This window comes from Brevibacterium sp. AGC70 (genome assembly GCF_057334195.1).
This window is the reverse complement of the sequence record NZ_JBHFIH010000005.1, coordinates 64395-80242: the sequence shown is the minus strand read 5'-3', so window position 1 is coordinate 80242 and position 15848 is coordinate 64395. Positions and strand designations below refer to the sequence as shown.

The window sequence follows — 15848 nt, the reverse complement described above, 5'->3', positions numbered from 1 at the left end:
CCCCCCCCCCCCGCCTCGTCGCCTGTCCGCATCAGTCACATGACAGTGGACATGATGCTCAGTCTTCGCCGATGATGACGAATGAGGTCGGCAGCGACTGCTGCGTCGACTCATCAGCTGCCTGAGCCTTGGCAGCGGGCTTCCGCCGCGGTGCTGCCTTGACCGGTTCAGCCTTGGCCACCTTGGTCGCGGTGTCTGCACCGATCATCAGCGGAAGCTCGGCAGCAGGCACCTCAGGCTTTTTCGCCGGGGCCGGCTTGTCCTGGACTTGCTTGTCCTGAGCAGACTCGTCATGCGTTGGCTCTGATGTCTCCGAGGACTTGGCATTGGACCGCTTCCGGCTGCTGCGGGTCCGGGATCGGCCCGACTTTCCGTTGCCGCTCGAATCGGCGGATTCGTTGCCCTGTGATTCCTTCGTGGAGTCACTGTTCGGCGTCGACTCGGTGTCGCTCGCAGCCGAGGCGTCCTGAGAATCCTCGCCGTCCTTGGACTCAGTCTCGTCCTTCTTCAGCGTGGCCTTGGCAATTGCGGCTACGGCCGAACGTGAGGCGTCGTTGGCCGCGGAGTCTGTCTGGCCCTCGGGGTCATTGGACTTCGACGACTTATTGTCACCGCGACGCTTGCGATCACGTTTGCTGTTCGAGTTGTCGTTTTGTGCAGACCGGTTGCCGTGGTGGGACTTCGAACCGTCCTCTTCTGAACCCGGCAGCAGCAGTCCCCGACCGGAAAGGTCGGCCCCGGCACTGACAAGGGACTCTGCGAGTCCGGTGCCGATGCGCTTACGCGTCATCTGCACAAGACCCAGGGAGGTCACCTCGGCGACCTGATGCTTGGTCCTGTCCCGTCCCAGGCATTCGACGAGGCGACGCACGACGAGATCCCGGTTCGATTCGAGTACCATGTCGATGAAGTCGACGACGATGATGCCGCCTATATCCCGCAGGCGCACCTGCCGGATGACCTCTTCGGCTGCTTCCAGGTTGTTGCGGGTCACGGTCTCTTCCAGGTTTCCACCTGAACCGGTGAACTTGCCGGTGTTGACGTCGATGACCGTCATGGCCTCGGTCCTGTCGATGACCAGCGAACCACCCGATGGCAGGTTGACGGTGCGCTGCAGCGCCTTCTGCACCTGTTCCTCGACCCGGTAGTGGTCGAAGATTTCGTCGTCCTCGCTATAGCGATGGACGCGCTCGAGCAGATCTGGTGCCACGGCCTCGACGTATTCGTGAATCGTGTTCCACGCGCCGTCGCCGTCGATGACGAGAGACGAGAAGTCCTCATTGAAGACATCGCGGATGATCCGCACGATCATGTCCGGCTCGCTGTACAGAAGCTGCGGCGCGAGCACCTTCGTCGACTTCGACTTCTTCTCGATGGTCTCCCACCGTTTCGCCAGTCGTTCGACGTCCCTGCCGAGTTCCTTGTCCGTTGCTCCTTCGGCTGCGGTGCGCACGATGACTCCGTTCGAGTCACCAACGAGTTCTTTGAGCAGCTTCTTCAGTCGATTGCGCTCGACGTCGGGCAGCTTGCGTGAGATGCCGGTCATGGAGTTGCCGGGAACGTAGACGAGGAAACGTCCGGGCAGGGAGATCTGACTCGTCAGACGGGCGCCTTTGTGACCGATCGGGTCTTTGGTGACCTGGACGAGGACAGCGTCGCCGGGGCTGAGCGCCACCTCGATACGGCGAGCCTTGCCATCCATGCCGAGGGCGTCCCAATTGACTTCACCGGCGTAGAGCACAGCATTGCGGCCCTTGCCGATGTCGATGAAGGCTGCTTCCATGCTCGGCAGCACGTTCTGGACCTTGCCAAGGTAGACGTTGCCGATGAGGGACGACTGCTGGCGGTTCTCCTTCAGGTAGTGCTCGACCGTGATCCCGTCTTCGACGACGACCAGCTGTGTCTGCTCGCCGCTTTCACGCACCAGCATCGTCCGGTCCACAGATTCACGACGGGCCAGGAATTCAGCCTCGGTGATGACGGGGCGGCGGCGCCCTGCCTCACGACCTTCCTTGCGGCGCTGCCTCTTGGCTTCGAGGCGAGTCGAACCCTTCAGCGAGGTCACCTCATCGTTGTCCGTGCTGCGCGTCCGTGAGCGACGGCGACGACGGCGACGCGAACCGTTGTCGTCATCGTCATCGTTATCATCATCACCGGAGTCAGCGAACTTCTCAGACTGCTGGCCGGAGTTCTTGTCATCGGAGGATTTGGCGCCGGCGGACTTGGTCGAATCTGTCTGCTGAGCCTTCTTCTCCGACTTATTGCCGGAGCGTGACTCGCGTCTGTTCGAGTGGGTGTCAGAATCCTCGTCAGCAGATTCCTCGGCTGACGATGGCGAATCGTCATTCTCCGATTCGCTGCCGTTGTCATCGCGTCCGCGGGAGCGGCGGCCGCGTCCTCCACGGCGACGCCGACGGCCGCCGGAATCGTTGGAGTCATTGTCGTCGGAGTCATCGCTCTTCGCGCTGTTCGCGTCGGCGTCCGATGCCTCCGCGTAGTCCGAGTCGTTGTCGTAGTCGTCGGCGTCGTCGGTATAGTCGGTGTCGTTCTCAACCTGGACGGGCTGAGCCAGTTCGGCCTTGGGCACCTGGAAGATCAGTCCACCGTCGTGTGGCACGGCTGGCGCGCTGCGCGGGGTCGGAGCAGGAGCGGGGTCCACGGTGGGCGCTGCGAAGGGGTTGCGGGGATCGAACGTGGGGGCCAGTGCTGGCGAGGCGTCATCCGCGGCATCGTCTGCAGAGTCCTCGTCATCGGCATCCGGGCGATCGTTCGCCTCGCTCCCCCGGCCGTTGCTCGCTGCGTTCTGCGGATCCTCGGCAGGTTCACGGACGAACTGTTCGAACACGAGTCCCCTGTTGGCTGCAGAGTCCCGTGCCCTCTTCGGTGTGCCCGGCCTCTGCTCTGGAACGTCCTCGACGTCCTCGTCCGAGTCACCATCGCTCGGCTCGGGAATGCGCAGAGACTCCGCAGCCTCGGCGATGTTGTCGAGTTTCGCTCTGATGCTCTCGTCGACATCCCCATGAGAGGAGTCTGCGGAATTCACCGACTGCTGCAGATTGGCGAGATCGGCGAGGATGCCCTCTGTTGCTTCGTTGCCGTCATTCGACGCGTCATTCATGATTTCTCCCAGTCCGAAGACTCCGTCCACACCTCACGGATCTTCGGATCCTTGCATGGTCCAAGTCGGACCGAAACTTGTGGATGGCACTTCCAGCTCGCGCTCAGCGCGTAGGCCTTCGGTGCTGCCTCTTCTTGGTGTCGACCTGCGAGGTCGTACCCTCGACTCGGTGGAGGCACTTCTCCTGCTCGGTGTGAGAGCAGGTATCCGTCTGGCCATTATGTCACAGATCAACCGAAGTGCTCCGCTCGATCTCCGCCGTCTATGGTCTCCGTCACTTCCCGTATGTGACTATTCACAGCCGCTCCCGTTTGCCGCGCAGTGTCCGGGGAGGCATTCTTGGAGTGTGAATACCGCAGATACTCTCCCTGACGACGATATCGACGTGGTGCCGCAGACCCGATCCTGGGTCCTGCGGCCGACCAGTCTCGGCGTCTTCCTCATCGTTGCATCCGTCGTCGGCTACTTGGCATCCTTCGCTCTTGCCGTCGAGAAGTACGAGAAGCTGGAAGACCCGAATGCGGTGCTCTCCTGCGACCTCAACCCGTTCTTCTCCTGCGGATCGGTGATGGAGTCTCCCGAAAGCCAGCTCTTCGGCTTTCCCAATCAGCTCCTGGGAATCGGCGCTTTCATATTCCCGCTGCTCCTCGGCGTGTTGCTCCTCGCCAGGACGAGGATCCCGAGGTGGATCATGGTGGGACTCAACATCGGCCTCGCCCTCGGCACCGTTCTCGTCATGTTCCTGTTCTACGTCTCGATCTACAAGATCGGCGTCGGCTGCCCCTGGTGCATGGTGGTGTGGACGATGACGATCCCGATGTTCGTCGCTGCCACGTCCCACAATGTTCTGGCCGGCAATTTCGGCGCCCGGATCGCGCGGAATCCGATGGCCAGAGTACTCGCCAAGGAGAATGTGGCGATCTTCGTTCTGTGGCTGCTCGTCATTGCAGCATGCATCGTCGTTCAGTTCTGGAACTTCTTCTCGACTCTGTTCTGAGCAAGTCCCGAATGACCAACTCACCACTGCCATGAAATGACGCGGGTGCCCTGTGGCCGATCCCTCTGAGGAAGGACGGCTGCAGGGCACCCGCGTCTGTGCGCTGAGATCTATTCGGCGGGGAACCAGATTCCGATCTCGCGTTCGGCCGATTCGACGGAATCGGAACCGTGCACGAGGTTCTTCTGGACCTTCTCGCCCCAGTCGCGGCCAAGATCGCCGCGAATGGTACCCGGTGCCGCCGCTGTCGGGTCGGTTGCACCCGCCAGCGATCGGAATCCTGGGATCACTCCCTGGCCGGAGGCGATGATCGACACGACCGGTCCTTCGGACATGAAGTCGACGAGGGGCTGGTAGAAGGGTTTGCCTTCGTGCTCTGCGTAGTGGGCGGAGAGTTCTTCCGCGGTCGCGCTGCGCAGCGAAAGAGCATCGATGGCATACCCCTTGGATTCGATCCGAGCGAGGATCTGTCCCACGAGTCCTCGTGCGACACCATCGGGTTTGATGAGGATGAGAGTGCGTTCCATTCCGGTCCTTTTCGTTTGTGCGATGATCGGCGGTCACAGTTTAACCGCCGTCGAGTTCATTGATATCAACCGCCGAGGCGGTTCAGGCTCGTTCCGCCACTTCCCTGTCGATCCTCGCCGACCAGTACACCGACACCGCCCAGAGGGCGATGAAGATCGCTGCGACGAAGAACATAGAGGTGACGAGGAATCCCGAAGCCAGCAGGAGGATCTGCACGACCCAGCCCAGTGCCACACCCGGTCGCTTCTGGCCGATCCGTCGTGGCAGCAGCAGGACCGAGACGATGGCCAGAGCAGCAATCACGGACGCGCCGAGGAGCAGCTGTCCCAAGGTCAGGGATCCTGCTGCCTTCACAGCCAGGCCGTAGGCAGTGAGCACTGCGAAGTAGACGACGAAGAGCTCACAGATGAGGATCGAGCCGCACAGGACGGGAAACTTCGATTTCATCGGCTCAGTCCTCCTTGCCGAGCAGCAGACGGGCCTCTGCCACGGTGTGCAGAGAGCCGGTGACCACGATCCCGGGACTCGTCGCCCCGGAGTTGTTGGCCAGGTCGATGGCCTTCATCAAGGCTGCGTTGAGATCCGGCGTCTCGATCACGGAGTCCTCGTCCACCCATTCGCGGACAGCCTCGGCGAGTTCGTGGGCATCAAGTGCACGAGAATTCAGTGCCTGGCTGATGACGAACACGTCGGCGCTGCGGTGAAGTTCCTCGAGCACGCCGAGGATGTCCTTGTCGGCGAACATCGCCAGAACCATCACCGTGTAGTCGAAATCGAATGCCTCGGTGATGGTCTCGGCGAGCACATGGGCAGCGTCGGGATTGTGCGCGCCGTCCACGACCACCGCCGGGCCTGTCCGGACAAGCTCGGCCCGGCCGGGTGACGTCACACGGGACAGACCTTCGGCCACGGTGTCGAGGACCAGCGGCTTGTCCTCATCACTCAGAAACGCCTCCGCCGCAACCAGCGCAACAGCGGCATTGTGCGCCTGATGGATACCGTGCAGCGGCAGGAAGATGTCGGTGTAGACATCCCGAACTCCCTGCACGGTGATGAGCTGTCCATCGACCGCTCTTGTGCGTTCGAGAAGCCGGAAGCTGCGGTCCTCGGTCAGAGCAGGAGTCTGCCGACGCTCCACCTCGGCGTCCAGAGCATTCTGCGCCTCTTCGGTCTGTGCAGCGATGACAGCGACCGGATTCGGTGCTGGGGAAGGATCGAGACTGCGATTGAGGATTCCCGCTTTGGTGGTGGCGATCTCGGTGAGCGTGTCACCGAGGAACTGCTGATGGTCGAGGCCGATCTTCGTGAAGACACAGACCTGCGCATCGGCTACGTTCGTCGAATCCCATTCGCCGCCCATTCCCACTTCGGTGACCACCACGTCGACGGGGGCGTCTGCGAACACGGCGAAGGCCAGGATCGTCAGCGCCTCGAAGAACGTCAGCCTTCCACGCCCCTCGGCGACGAGCTCCGCGTCGACGAGGTCGAGCACCGGCGAAATCTCGTCGTGGATGCGGACGAAGGTCTCAGCGGCGACAGGACCGCCGTCGACGGAGATCCGCTCGGTCACCGAATGCAGATGCGGACTAGTGAAGCGGCCGACTCTCAAGTCGTGAGCGGACACGATCGAGTCGATCATGCGAGCGGTCGAGGTTTTGCCGTTCGTTCCGGTGACCGTGATGACCGGTGCTGACTGATGAATGTCGCCGAGGAGCTCGCAGGCGCGACGGGTCGCGTCGAGTCGGACCTCGATCTGAGTCTCCCCCGCTCGTGCCAGCAGAGCTGCATACACGCGGACGAGCTGGGACTGCGTCTTCTCGTCGCGCTCGTGTGTGCTCATGCTCGGCTCACAGCGAGTCGAGTTCCCGCAGGCAGCTCTTCAGGAGTGAAGACCTGTTCGGCACCATCGACTTCTGCGAAGTCGAGTGAGGTGGCCAGGGTCTCACCGGCGATGAGGTCCTGATGGGCGCTCAGCGCGGCCACCAGATCCGTCTCCGCCTCGATGACGACAGTGATCCGGTCGGAGATGTGCAGGTCCAGCTGTTTGCGGATTCCCTGGATGGCGCGGACCGCGTCACGAGCGACACCTTCGGCCTCGAGCTCAGGGGTGACGCGTGTGTCGAGTGCCAGGAAGCCGGAGTCGAGCGCGGCCAACTCCATCCCCTCGGTACCGGATTCGGCCACAGACTCCACGGTGTATTCGCCATCGACCAAGTCGATTCCACCGCTGGTAACAGTGCCGTCGTCGGCGACCGACCAATCGCCGGTCTTCGAGGCCTTGATCACCTGCTGCACCTGCTTGCCCAGCCTGGGACCTGCGGCGCGGGCGTTGATCACAAGACTCTGCGACAGGGAGAATCCTGCAGCTTCCGCCTCGGCGACGTCGAGCACTTCGACCTCGCGGACGTTGAGCTCATCGCTGATGATATCGGTGAACTCGCTGCCCAGGTCGGTGTCATCAGCAACGGTGAGCTTGGCCAGAGGCAGGCGCACCCGCAGCTTGTTGGCCTTGCGTACAGACGAGGCCGTTGAGCAGATGTCGCGGGTCAGATCCATCGCGGACACGAGCTGATCGTCAGCGGGGAACAGACTCGCGTCCGGGTAGTCGGCCAGGTGGACCGACCGTTCGCCGGTGAGTCCACGGTAGATCTCTTCGACGGTGAATGGCAGCAGCGGGGCTGCGACCCGGCAGAAGGCTTCGAGGCAGGTGTAGAACACGTCGAATGACTCGTGGGTCGCCTCCGTGCCGTCCCAGAAACGGCGACGGGAACGACGCACGTACCAGTTGGTGAGCATGTCGAGGTAGCTGCGCACGAGTTCGCAGGCCGCCCAGATGTCGAGGCCTTCCATGGCGTCCGCGAATTCTGCGATCAGGTCGTGAGTCTTCGCCAGCAGATACCGGTCAAGGACCTGGCTCGAATCATAGCGGGATTCGGCCCGGTAGCCGGCCTTCTCTCCGTCTGCCCCGTCTGCGGTGTTGGAGTACGTGGCGAAGAACTGCCAGGTGTTCCAGAGCGGGAGAACGACCTGTCGCACTCCATCGCGGATACCCTGCTCGGTCACGACAAGGTTGCCGCCTCGCAGGATGGATGAGGCCATGAGGAACCAGCGCATCGCATCGGAGCCGTCGCGATCGAAGACCTCGTTGACGTCGGGGTAGTTGCGCAGCGATTTCGACATCTTCGCACCGTCGGAGCCCAAGACGATGCCGTGGGAGATGCAGTTGGTGAAGGCAGGACGATCGAAGATCGCTGTCGAGAGCACGTGCAGGAGATAGAACCAGCCGCGAGTCTGTCCGACATACTCCACGATGAAGTCGGCTGGGAAATGATTGTCGAACCATTCGGAGTTCTCGAACGGGTAGTGGACCTGTGCGTAGCTCATGGATCCCGAGTCGAACCAGACGTCGAAGATCTCAGGGATGCGGCGCATCATCGACTGACCGGTCGGATCGTCAGGGTTGGGTCGTACCAAGTCGTCGACCCAGGGGCGGTGGAGGTCGACTTCACCTTGGTCGTTGACCGGCAGGCGACCGAAGTCGGCTTCGATGTCTGCCAGGGATCCGTACACATCGGTGCGCGGATACGAGGGGTCGTCTGAGGTCCATACCGGGATCGGCGAACCCCAGAAGCGGTTGCGCGAGATCGACCAGTCGCGTGCGTTCTCCAGCCATTTGCCGAACTGTCCGTGCTTGACGTTGTCGGGCACCCAATTGATCTGCTCGTTGAGTTCGACCATGCGGTCCTTGAACTCGGTCACCCGGACGAACCAGGAGGACACAGCGCGGTAGATCAGCGGATTGCGGCAGCGCCAGCAGTGCGGGTAGGAGTGCTCGTATGATTCGTGCCGGATCAGCAGTGCCGAACGACCAGCCATCGGCCCGGTGCCATTGCGCAGGTCCTTGATGATGCCCTTGTTGGCGTCGAAGACCTGCTGTCCCGCGTAGTCGGCGACCGTGGAGTCGAAGCAGCCTGCGTCGTCGACGGGACGCACGGCGGTGATGCCATAGGAATCGGTGAGGTCTTTGTCCTCTTCACCGAAAGCCGGAGACTGGTGGACGATTCCGGTGCCTTCGTCCGTGGTGACGAACTCGGCTTCGAGGATGGTGTGCATCCGTTCACCGAACTCCTCTTGGCGGCCCTCGAAGTACGGGAAGGGAGGCTCGTACTCACGGCCGAGAAGCTCACTGCCGGAGAATGTGCGCAGCACCTCGGGGTTCTCCCCGAGCTCTCGGGAGTATGAGCCGAGGCGCGCCTCGGCGAGGATCAGTGTCTTCCCTTGCAGCTCTTGTGCACCGTCTTCACCGGCGACGACGGCTGCCAGCGGGATCTCGGGATTGACCGCGACTGCCTGGTTGGACGGAACAGTCCACGGCGTCGTCGTCCAGATCAGGACCCATTCGTCGGAGCCCTTGAGCTTGTATCCGATGGTCACGGCCGGGTCCTGGCGCGACTTATAGACATCGTCGTCCATCCGCAGTTCGTGGTTCGACAGCGGAGTCTGGTCTTTCCAGCAGTAGGGCAGAACGCGGTAGCCCTCGTAGACGAGCCCCTTGTCCCAGAGCTGTTTGAACGCCCAGATCACGCTTTCCATGTATTCAACGTTGAGCGTCTTGTAGTCGTTGTCGAAATCGACCCACCGGCCCTGCCGGGTGACGTACTCTTCCCATTCCTTCGTGTACTTCAGTACCGAGGAACGGCAGGCGTCGTTGAAGGCGGCCAAGCCCATGCCGCTGATCTCCGACTTATCGGTGATGCCCAGCTGACGTTCGGCCTCAAGCTCTGCGGGTAGACCGTGGGTATCCCAGCCGAACCGGCGATCCACCTTCTTGCCGCGCATCGTCTGGAAGCGTGGAACGACGTCTTTGACGTACCCGGTCAGCAGGTGACCATAGTGGGGCAGTCCGTTGGCGAAGGGTGGTCCGTCGTAGAAGACGAACTCGTTCTCACCGTTCTCGCCGGGGTCGCGCTGGTCGATTGAGGCCTGGAACGTATCGTCCTGTTTCCAGTAGCCGAGCACTGCGTCTTCGATGGCGGGGAAATCCGGCGAGGCACTGAGGCCGAAGGCCGAGGTCGATACCTTGGGATACAACGGTTGCGTCATGAGCGTCCTTTTTCAGTCACTGCGGTCACTGTCACGAGGACGACATGTCTGCCGCGGTACCACCTCGCTTATCCGTCCTCAACGACTGTCGGGTGAGACAGACGATCAGCGGATCGCTCATAGCCGGAGTGATGACGGGTCCAACCGTCCGGTTCTACTGGATGCCTTCTCCCGTACCGATACCTTCGGCAAAGGACGAACGCACTGTTCTTCCGGATGCTCCCCGGTGATGGCCGGATCACTGCACCCTCAATCGTATACCTTGGCCCGACGTGTCGACCACCTGGCACGGTGTGTCGATCATCTGGCTGGGTGCAGTCGCCCGGCCTCCGAACTCAGAGGCCCTGGTTGCGTGCCACTTTGTGCTGTGCGGCCTGTGCAATCGGTCTGATCACCATCAGGTCGACATTGAAATGGTGCGGTCGGGTCAGCGAGTACACCACGGCATCGGCGACATCATCTGCGGACAGGGGGTTCTCCACCCCTTCGTAGACCTTGTCGGCTTTGTCCTGACTGCCGCCGACTCGTTTCAGCGTGAATTCATCGGTGGCGACCATCCCGGGTGCGATTTCGATCACACGGACAGGTTCACCAGCGAGCTCGAGTCGCAGCGTCGCGGCGATCGAATGTGTGCCGTGCTTGGCCGCGACGTAACCGCCCCCGCCTTCATAGGCCTGGTGTCCGGCGGTCGAGGACATGACGACGATGTCTCCCCGCCCGGATTCGATCAGAGCGGGAAGGAATGACTTGACGACTCGGAGGACTCCGAGGACATTGATATCGAACATGTCACGCCAACCGTCGACCGAGGCCTCGGCGACGGTGTCAGTGCCGTACGCGGCACCCGCGTTGGCGACCAGAGAGTGCACCGGCCCCCCAGCCATCACCTCGGCGTTGAGCGCCGCGACCGCATCATCATCGGTGAGGTCAGCTACCACGTAGCTGGCGCCGGTCTCCTCGCACAGCGCCCGCAGCTTCTCCTCTCGTCGTGCCACGGCAACGACGTCCCAGCCCTGCTCGCGCAGCTGGCGAACCGTAGCGGCGCCGATTCCCGAACTCGCACCTGTCACAACTGCTCTGAGTGTTTCCATCGCTGTACCTCTCCGTACTTCTTCGTCGTCGTTCGTGGCTCCAGGCCCTGATCGGGACCCGGGCTCACCGCATCTGAACCTGGGCATGTCACATCTGTATCTGGGTGTGTCGCGTCCGGTGGAGGACACGATCATAGGGGACACCGGTCAGTCTACGGAGTTTCATCACCTTCCGGCAGATCCAGTCGCAGCTAAGCGCTCGCGGTGTCCGGGTCGGCCTTCCTCGCTCGGTTCGGCCGCGGGTTCGGCTTCGAATGCGGATTGCGGGGACCCCCTTCGCCGAAGACGGCGCGCACGCCGGGAATCTTGACCGCCAGCCAGGTGATGACAGCGCAGATGACCGTGTAGACGATCGGCATCGCGATGGCATGGAGGAGAACACCGGGGACCGTCGTCGGCAGGCCCATCATATTGCGCAAGGGGTAGAGCACGAGGGGGTGGAGCAGGAACACCCCAAAGGAGTACGGGTAGAACCAGTGCAGGAGCCGGAAACCGTTATTCATGTGATGGTGCAGCAGGAGGTAGGCGGCGGACGAAGCGATGACGACCCCCGGCGAGAGGTATTCGTAGGGGAAGACCCACGGCTTCTCGCCTGGGCCGAGTCCCGCCCACACAATGGTCATAGCGATGGCACCGGCAAGTGCCAGCCACGCCAGCACCACACCACGGGAGGAGAGCACCACGTCCCGCAGCACCCATCCGAGGATGTAGAAGCCGGCCATCGGCAGAAAACGTGTGGCGATATTGGCCTCACCCACATCGAAGACGATGCTCGCCCACTGGTCGAGCATGCCGATGCCCAGAAAGATCAGACCCGTCCCCCATTGCAGGCGCCGCGAGCCGTGAACGCTGAGCAGCCGGAAGAACGGGGTCAGAAGCGTCAGGCCGGCGAGCACGTAGAGGAAGTAGAGCTGCACGAACGGAGAACCGGTCAGGATCGCGATTCCCGGGTTCCATCCGTCGTCTGTCGGGAGCAGATAGAAGCGCCTGAAGACGACGTATACGGCCGTCCAGAACACGAGCGGGATTCCGATTCTCCAGACGCGCTTGCTGAGGAATCTACGTGGCTTGTTCCCGCGGGCTGGGTCCAGTGCCAAGGCCCCAGATATCATGATGAACACAGGAACCGACCACCGAGCTGCGGAGTCGAAGCCGTTGGCGACCCACCAGTCGGGGCCCATGGTCGCGTAGTTCTCCTCAACGACAGTTCCCAGCGAATGGATGGCGACGACTGCCACGATCGCGATCGCACGGGCTGGGTTCATCCACGCGGTCGACGTAGGCGGCAGGTTCTCTGATCCGATTCTGTCCAAGGGCGCCATGGTCCAATATTCTCATTTTCGTTCGCAGACGCATCTCACGCTCCATTCAGTGTGTCTCTGGCAGCGTGTGCCACTGGCAAGAACCACTGAAGTCCGCTCACGCCCGCACATCGGTTTGGCCCCAGGCCGCCCGGGTGAGAAAATCAACAATTATGAACACACCTGCCTTTTCGGACTCGACGCACGAGTCAGTGAACCTGCCGGATAAGCCGGCTCTTGAGGGACTTCGGGACAAATGGGACGCCGCTTGGAGCGACAGCGGAGTCTATGCCTTCGACGTCGATACGGATCGTGAGCAGGTCTATTCGATCGACACTCCCCCGCCCACCGCCTCGGGGTCTCTGCACGTCGGGCACGTCTTCTCCTACACGCAGACTGACATCATTGCTCGATATCAGCGCATGCAGGGCAAGAACGTGTTCTACCCCCTCGGCTGGGATGACAATGGTCTGCCGACGGAACGACGCGTCCAGAACTACTACGGGGTCACCTGCGATCCCACTCAGAGTTACGACCCGAACTTCGAGCCGCCGGCAAAGCCTGCGAAGAACTCTCGTGACTTCGTCAAGATCTCGCGTCAGAACTTCATCGAACTCTGCGAGACCCTGTCCGCCGAGGACGAGCAGATCTTCGAACACCTCTTCCGCTCCACCGGCCTGTCCGTGGATTGGAAGTACACCTACCGCACCATCGATGACACATCACGCTCGGTCAGCCAGAAGGCTTTCCTCTCCGACCTCGCAAACGGTCACGCCTACTCCCAGGACGCCCCCACCATGTGGGATGTCACCTTCGGTACTGCCGTCGCGCAGGCGGAACTCGAAGACCGGGAGAAGGACGGCGCCTACCATAAGGTGAACTTCTACCCCGAGGGCACCGACGGTCTCGCCGACACCTCGGCGGAGCCGATCGTCATTCTCACCTCCCGTCCGGAGCTCATTCCCGCGGTAGTGGCACTCGTGGCTCATCCCGAGGACGAGCGTTACACCTCCTCGTTCGGATCCAGGTACGTCTCACCTCTCTTCGGCGTCAGCGTCGAAGTTCGCGCCCATGAACTCGCGAAGTCGGACAAGGGCACCGGCATTGCCATGGTCTGCACCTTCGGCGACCTCACTGACGTCACCTGGTGGCGTGAACTCGACCTCCCCACTCGCGCGGTCATCAACCGGGGTGGACGACTCAACCTCGAAGTCCCCGAATGGATCGCGTCGTCGCCGAAGCCCGATGCCGTGGCCAACTACGAGCAGCTGGCGGGAAAGACAACTTTCACCGCCCGCAAGGAGATCGCGGACATGCTCGCCGAATCCGGTGACCTCATCGGCGAGATCGAAGCGATCACACATCCTGTGCCGTTCTACGAGAAGGGCGACAAGCCCCTCGAAGTCGTCACGTCCCGCCAGTGGTACATCCGCAACGGCGGACGCTCGGCCGAACTCCGCGACGCGCTCATCGCCCGCGGTCGTGAGATCGAGTGGCATCCGGCGTTCATGCGCTCACGCTACGAGAACTGGGTGGAGAATCTCAACGGTGACTGGCTGGTCTCCCGCCAGCGTTACTTCGGCGTACCGATCCCACTGTGGTATCGCTTGGACTCGGCCGGGGAACCTGACTACTCGGATCCGATCGTTCCCGAGTCCCTGCCCGCCGATCCCGTCGCCGAGGTTCCCGCCGGCTTCACCGCTGACCAACGTGACGTGCCCGGTGGCTTCACTGCCGATCCGGACGTCCTCGATACGTGGGCAACCTCATCTCTGACCCCGCAGCTGCTGGGTGGGTGGAGTCGCGACGAAGACTTCTTCTCCAAGGTCTTCCCCTTCGATCTGCGCCCTCAGGGCCACGACATCATCCGCACTTGGCTGTTCTCCACTGTCGTCCGGGCCAACTCGCTCAATGACGCTGCACCATGGAAGCATGCCGGCCTCTCCGGCTGGATCCTTGATCCGGATCGCAAGAAGATGTCGAAGTCGAAGGGCAACGTCGTAGTCCCCTCGGACATCCTCGGCGAGGCGAAACCGGGCTTCGGCCCCGACGCGGTGCGCTACTGGGCGGCCAGCGCCAAACTCGGAGCCGATACAGCTTATGACGTGACGCAGATGCAGATCGGGCGCCGATTGGCCATGAAGCTGCTCAACGCTTCGAAGTTCGCGCTGGCCCAGGGGGTTCACTCCGGGCTCGTCGGCCAGCTCGGTTCCGTGACGCACGATCTCGATCGAGCTCTGCTCAAGAAACTCGCCGAGGTCATCGGGACCGCTTCAACGCATATGGCGGCCTACGATTACGCACACGCTCTGCGAGCCGCGGAGAGCTTCTTCTGGGAGTTCACCGATGACTATGTCGAACTCGTCAAGGACCGGTCGTACGGCGCCAAGGGCGAGGGCGATCAGCTTTCGGCTCATGTCACTCTGGCAACTGCCCTCGACGTCCTCCTGCGTCTCTTCGCTCCGATCATGCCCTTCGTGACCGAAGAGGTGTGGTCGTGGTGGAGATCGGGATCTGTGCACAGGTCACCGTGGCCCGGAGACGAGCAGCTGACACAGCCTGACTCGTCCGTGGATCCGGACCTGCTCATCTCTGTCGCCTCGGTGCTCACCGAGATCCGGAGGTCGAAGACCGAGGCCAAGGTCTCCCAGAAGACTCAGGTGCGCAGCCTCACCATCCATGCGCCGGCAGCTGTCGTCGCGGCGATCGACAGTGCCCAGGGCGACCTCACGGCCGCTGGACGCATCCAGAATCTCACCACTGAGGTGAAGGGTGAAGAGATCACGGTAGCCGAGATCGACTTCATCGAACAGGACTGACCGTCAGCACCTGTTCCAAGATCAGAACAGAATCCTCCGGCACGAGGAGAGCCTGGACGCTTACGATTGAACTCGACAACTGAAGGAGTACGAGGCTTCTTCTAGGACGAAAGGCTCTTGAACGATGAGAAGTGAACTCTTTTCGAAGCGAAACGCCGAGATCCAGAACCAGGATCGCTGGACTCTGCAATCGAATAAGATGCTGCGCACTGTGATCACGCCCAATGCGCCCATGATCGCCACAAAGGGTGCCATGGTCGCTTACCAGGGCGACGTCCGCTTCGCTCACCAGGGGTCGAAGTCGGTGGGCCAGTTCATGAAGAAGGCCGCCACCGGTGAAGGCGGCAATGTGATGAAGGTCGAGGGCCACGGAGAGGTGTTCTTCGCTCGAGAGGCCTCGAACATCTTCATGATGGCTATGGAAGGTCAGCAGGATGCTCTGACGGTCAACACCGCGAACCTCTTGGCCTTCGATGATGCTCTCAACTGGGAGATCAAGCGGATCAAGGGCGGAATCGGTGCCATGGCCAGCGGCTCCGGGCTGTTCAACCTCGAACTCAACGGCCAAGGCACTGCTGCCATCTGCTGCAAGGGCGAGCCGATGGTCCTCGACTGCTCACAGCAGCCGACGTTCGTCGACCCGCAGGCCGCGGTGTGCTGGTCCTCATCTCTGGCGCCGCAGATCAAGACCGACGTCAGCGTGGGGACCTTCTTCGGTCGCGGTTCGGGTGAATCGGTTCAGCTTGCCTTCCACGGCCCCGGCTTCGTCGTCGTCCAGCCTGCTGAGAACGCCGTGTACACCGCACAAGCCTAGCCAGATCAGGGCTGAAGCGCTCTCCCTCAGAAAGTGTTCCAGCTGCAGCGCAATGCGAGCCCGAGGCCGCCCGAAGC

At 62.0% G+C, this 15848-nt stretch carries 10 protein-coding genes; 3 read left to right on the top strand and 7 right to left on the bottom strand.

The features are described 5' to 3' along the window. Positions 1-58: 58 nt before the first annotated feature. Positions 59-3118 carry an Rne/Rng family ribonuclease gene (locus ACE03M_RS03985; RefSeq protein ID WP_485932827.1) on the bottom strand — a complete coding sequence of 1020 codons (3060 nt, stop codon included), beginning with the start codon at positions 3116-3118 and terminating at the stop codon, positions 59-61. A gap of 346 nt (positions 3119-3464) precedes the next feature. Between ACE03M_RS03985 and ACE03M_RS03980 the strand changes: the two genes are divergently transcribed. Next, on the top strand, positions 3465-4115 hold the full coding sequence (locus ACE03M_RS03980) for a vitamin K epoxide reductase family protein (RefSeq protein ID WP_485932826.1): 651 nt from the start codon (positions 3465-3467) through the stop codon (positions 4113-4115). Positions 4116-4225: 110 nt separating this feature from the next. Here ACE03M_RS03980 and ndk read toward each other — a convergent pair whose 3' ends face one another. From ndk to ACE03M_RS03950, 6 genes are all read right to left on the bottom strand, one after another. After that, entirely contained in the window at positions 4226-4642 is a 417-nt protein-coding gene (ndk, locus tag ACE03M_RS03975) for a nucleoside-diphosphate kinase (protein WP_485932825.1), read from the bottom strand. A gap of 82 nt (positions 4643-4724) precedes the next feature. Beyond that, complete coding sequence (locus ACE03M_RS03970; RefSeq protein ID WP_143921525.1) at positions 4725-5090, bottom strand: DUF4233 domain-containing protein; 366 nt, start codon at positions 5088-5090, stop codon at positions 4725-4727. 4 nt (positions 5091-5094) lie between these two features. Further along, the gene (locus tag ACE03M_RS03965) at positions 5095-6483 is read right to left on the bottom strand and encodes a bifunctional folylpolyglutamate synthase/dihydrofolate synthase (RefSeq protein ID WP_143921524.1); all 1389 of its coding nucleotides are present in this window, start codon (positions 6481-6483) and stop codon (positions 5095-5097) included. Further along, the gene (gene ileS, locus ACE03M_RS03960) at positions 6480-9746 is read right to left on the bottom strand and encodes an isoleucine--tRNA ligase (RefSeq protein ID WP_485932824.1); all 3267 of its coding nucleotides are present in this window, start codon (positions 9744-9746) and stop codon (positions 6480-6482) included. The genes ACE03M_RS03965 and ileS overlap by 4 nt, the downstream gene beginning before the upstream one ends. A gap of 335 nt (positions 9747-10081) precedes the next feature. After that, positions 10082-10837, bottom strand: a complete 756-nt coding sequence (locus ACE03M_RS03955) for an SDR family oxidoreductase (protein ID WP_143921522.1) — start codon at positions 10835-10837, stop codon at positions 10082-10084. A 191-nt stretch (positions 10838-11028) separates the two neighbouring features. Beyond that, on the bottom strand, positions 11029-12159 hold the full coding sequence (locus ACE03M_RS03950) for an acyltransferase (RefSeq protein WP_143921521.1): 1131 nt from the start codon (positions 12157-12159) through the stop codon (positions 11029-11031). Between the two features lie 152 nt (positions 12160-12311). On the opposite strand from ACE03M_RS03950, the gene valS reads away from it, so the two are divergent. After that, the gene (gene valS / locus ACE03M_RS03945) at positions 12312-14957 is read left to right on the top strand and encodes a valine--tRNA ligase (protein WP_143921520.1); all 2646 of its coding nucleotides are present in this window, start codon (positions 12312-12314) and stop codon (positions 14955-14957) included. Positions 14958-15081: 124 nt separating this feature from the next. Further along, on the top strand, positions 15082-15771 hold the full coding sequence (locus tag ACE03M_RS03940) for an AIM24 family protein (RefSeq protein WP_143921519.1): 690 nt from the start codon (positions 15082-15084) through the stop codon (positions 15769-15771). Positions 15772-15848: the final 77 nt, after the last annotated feature.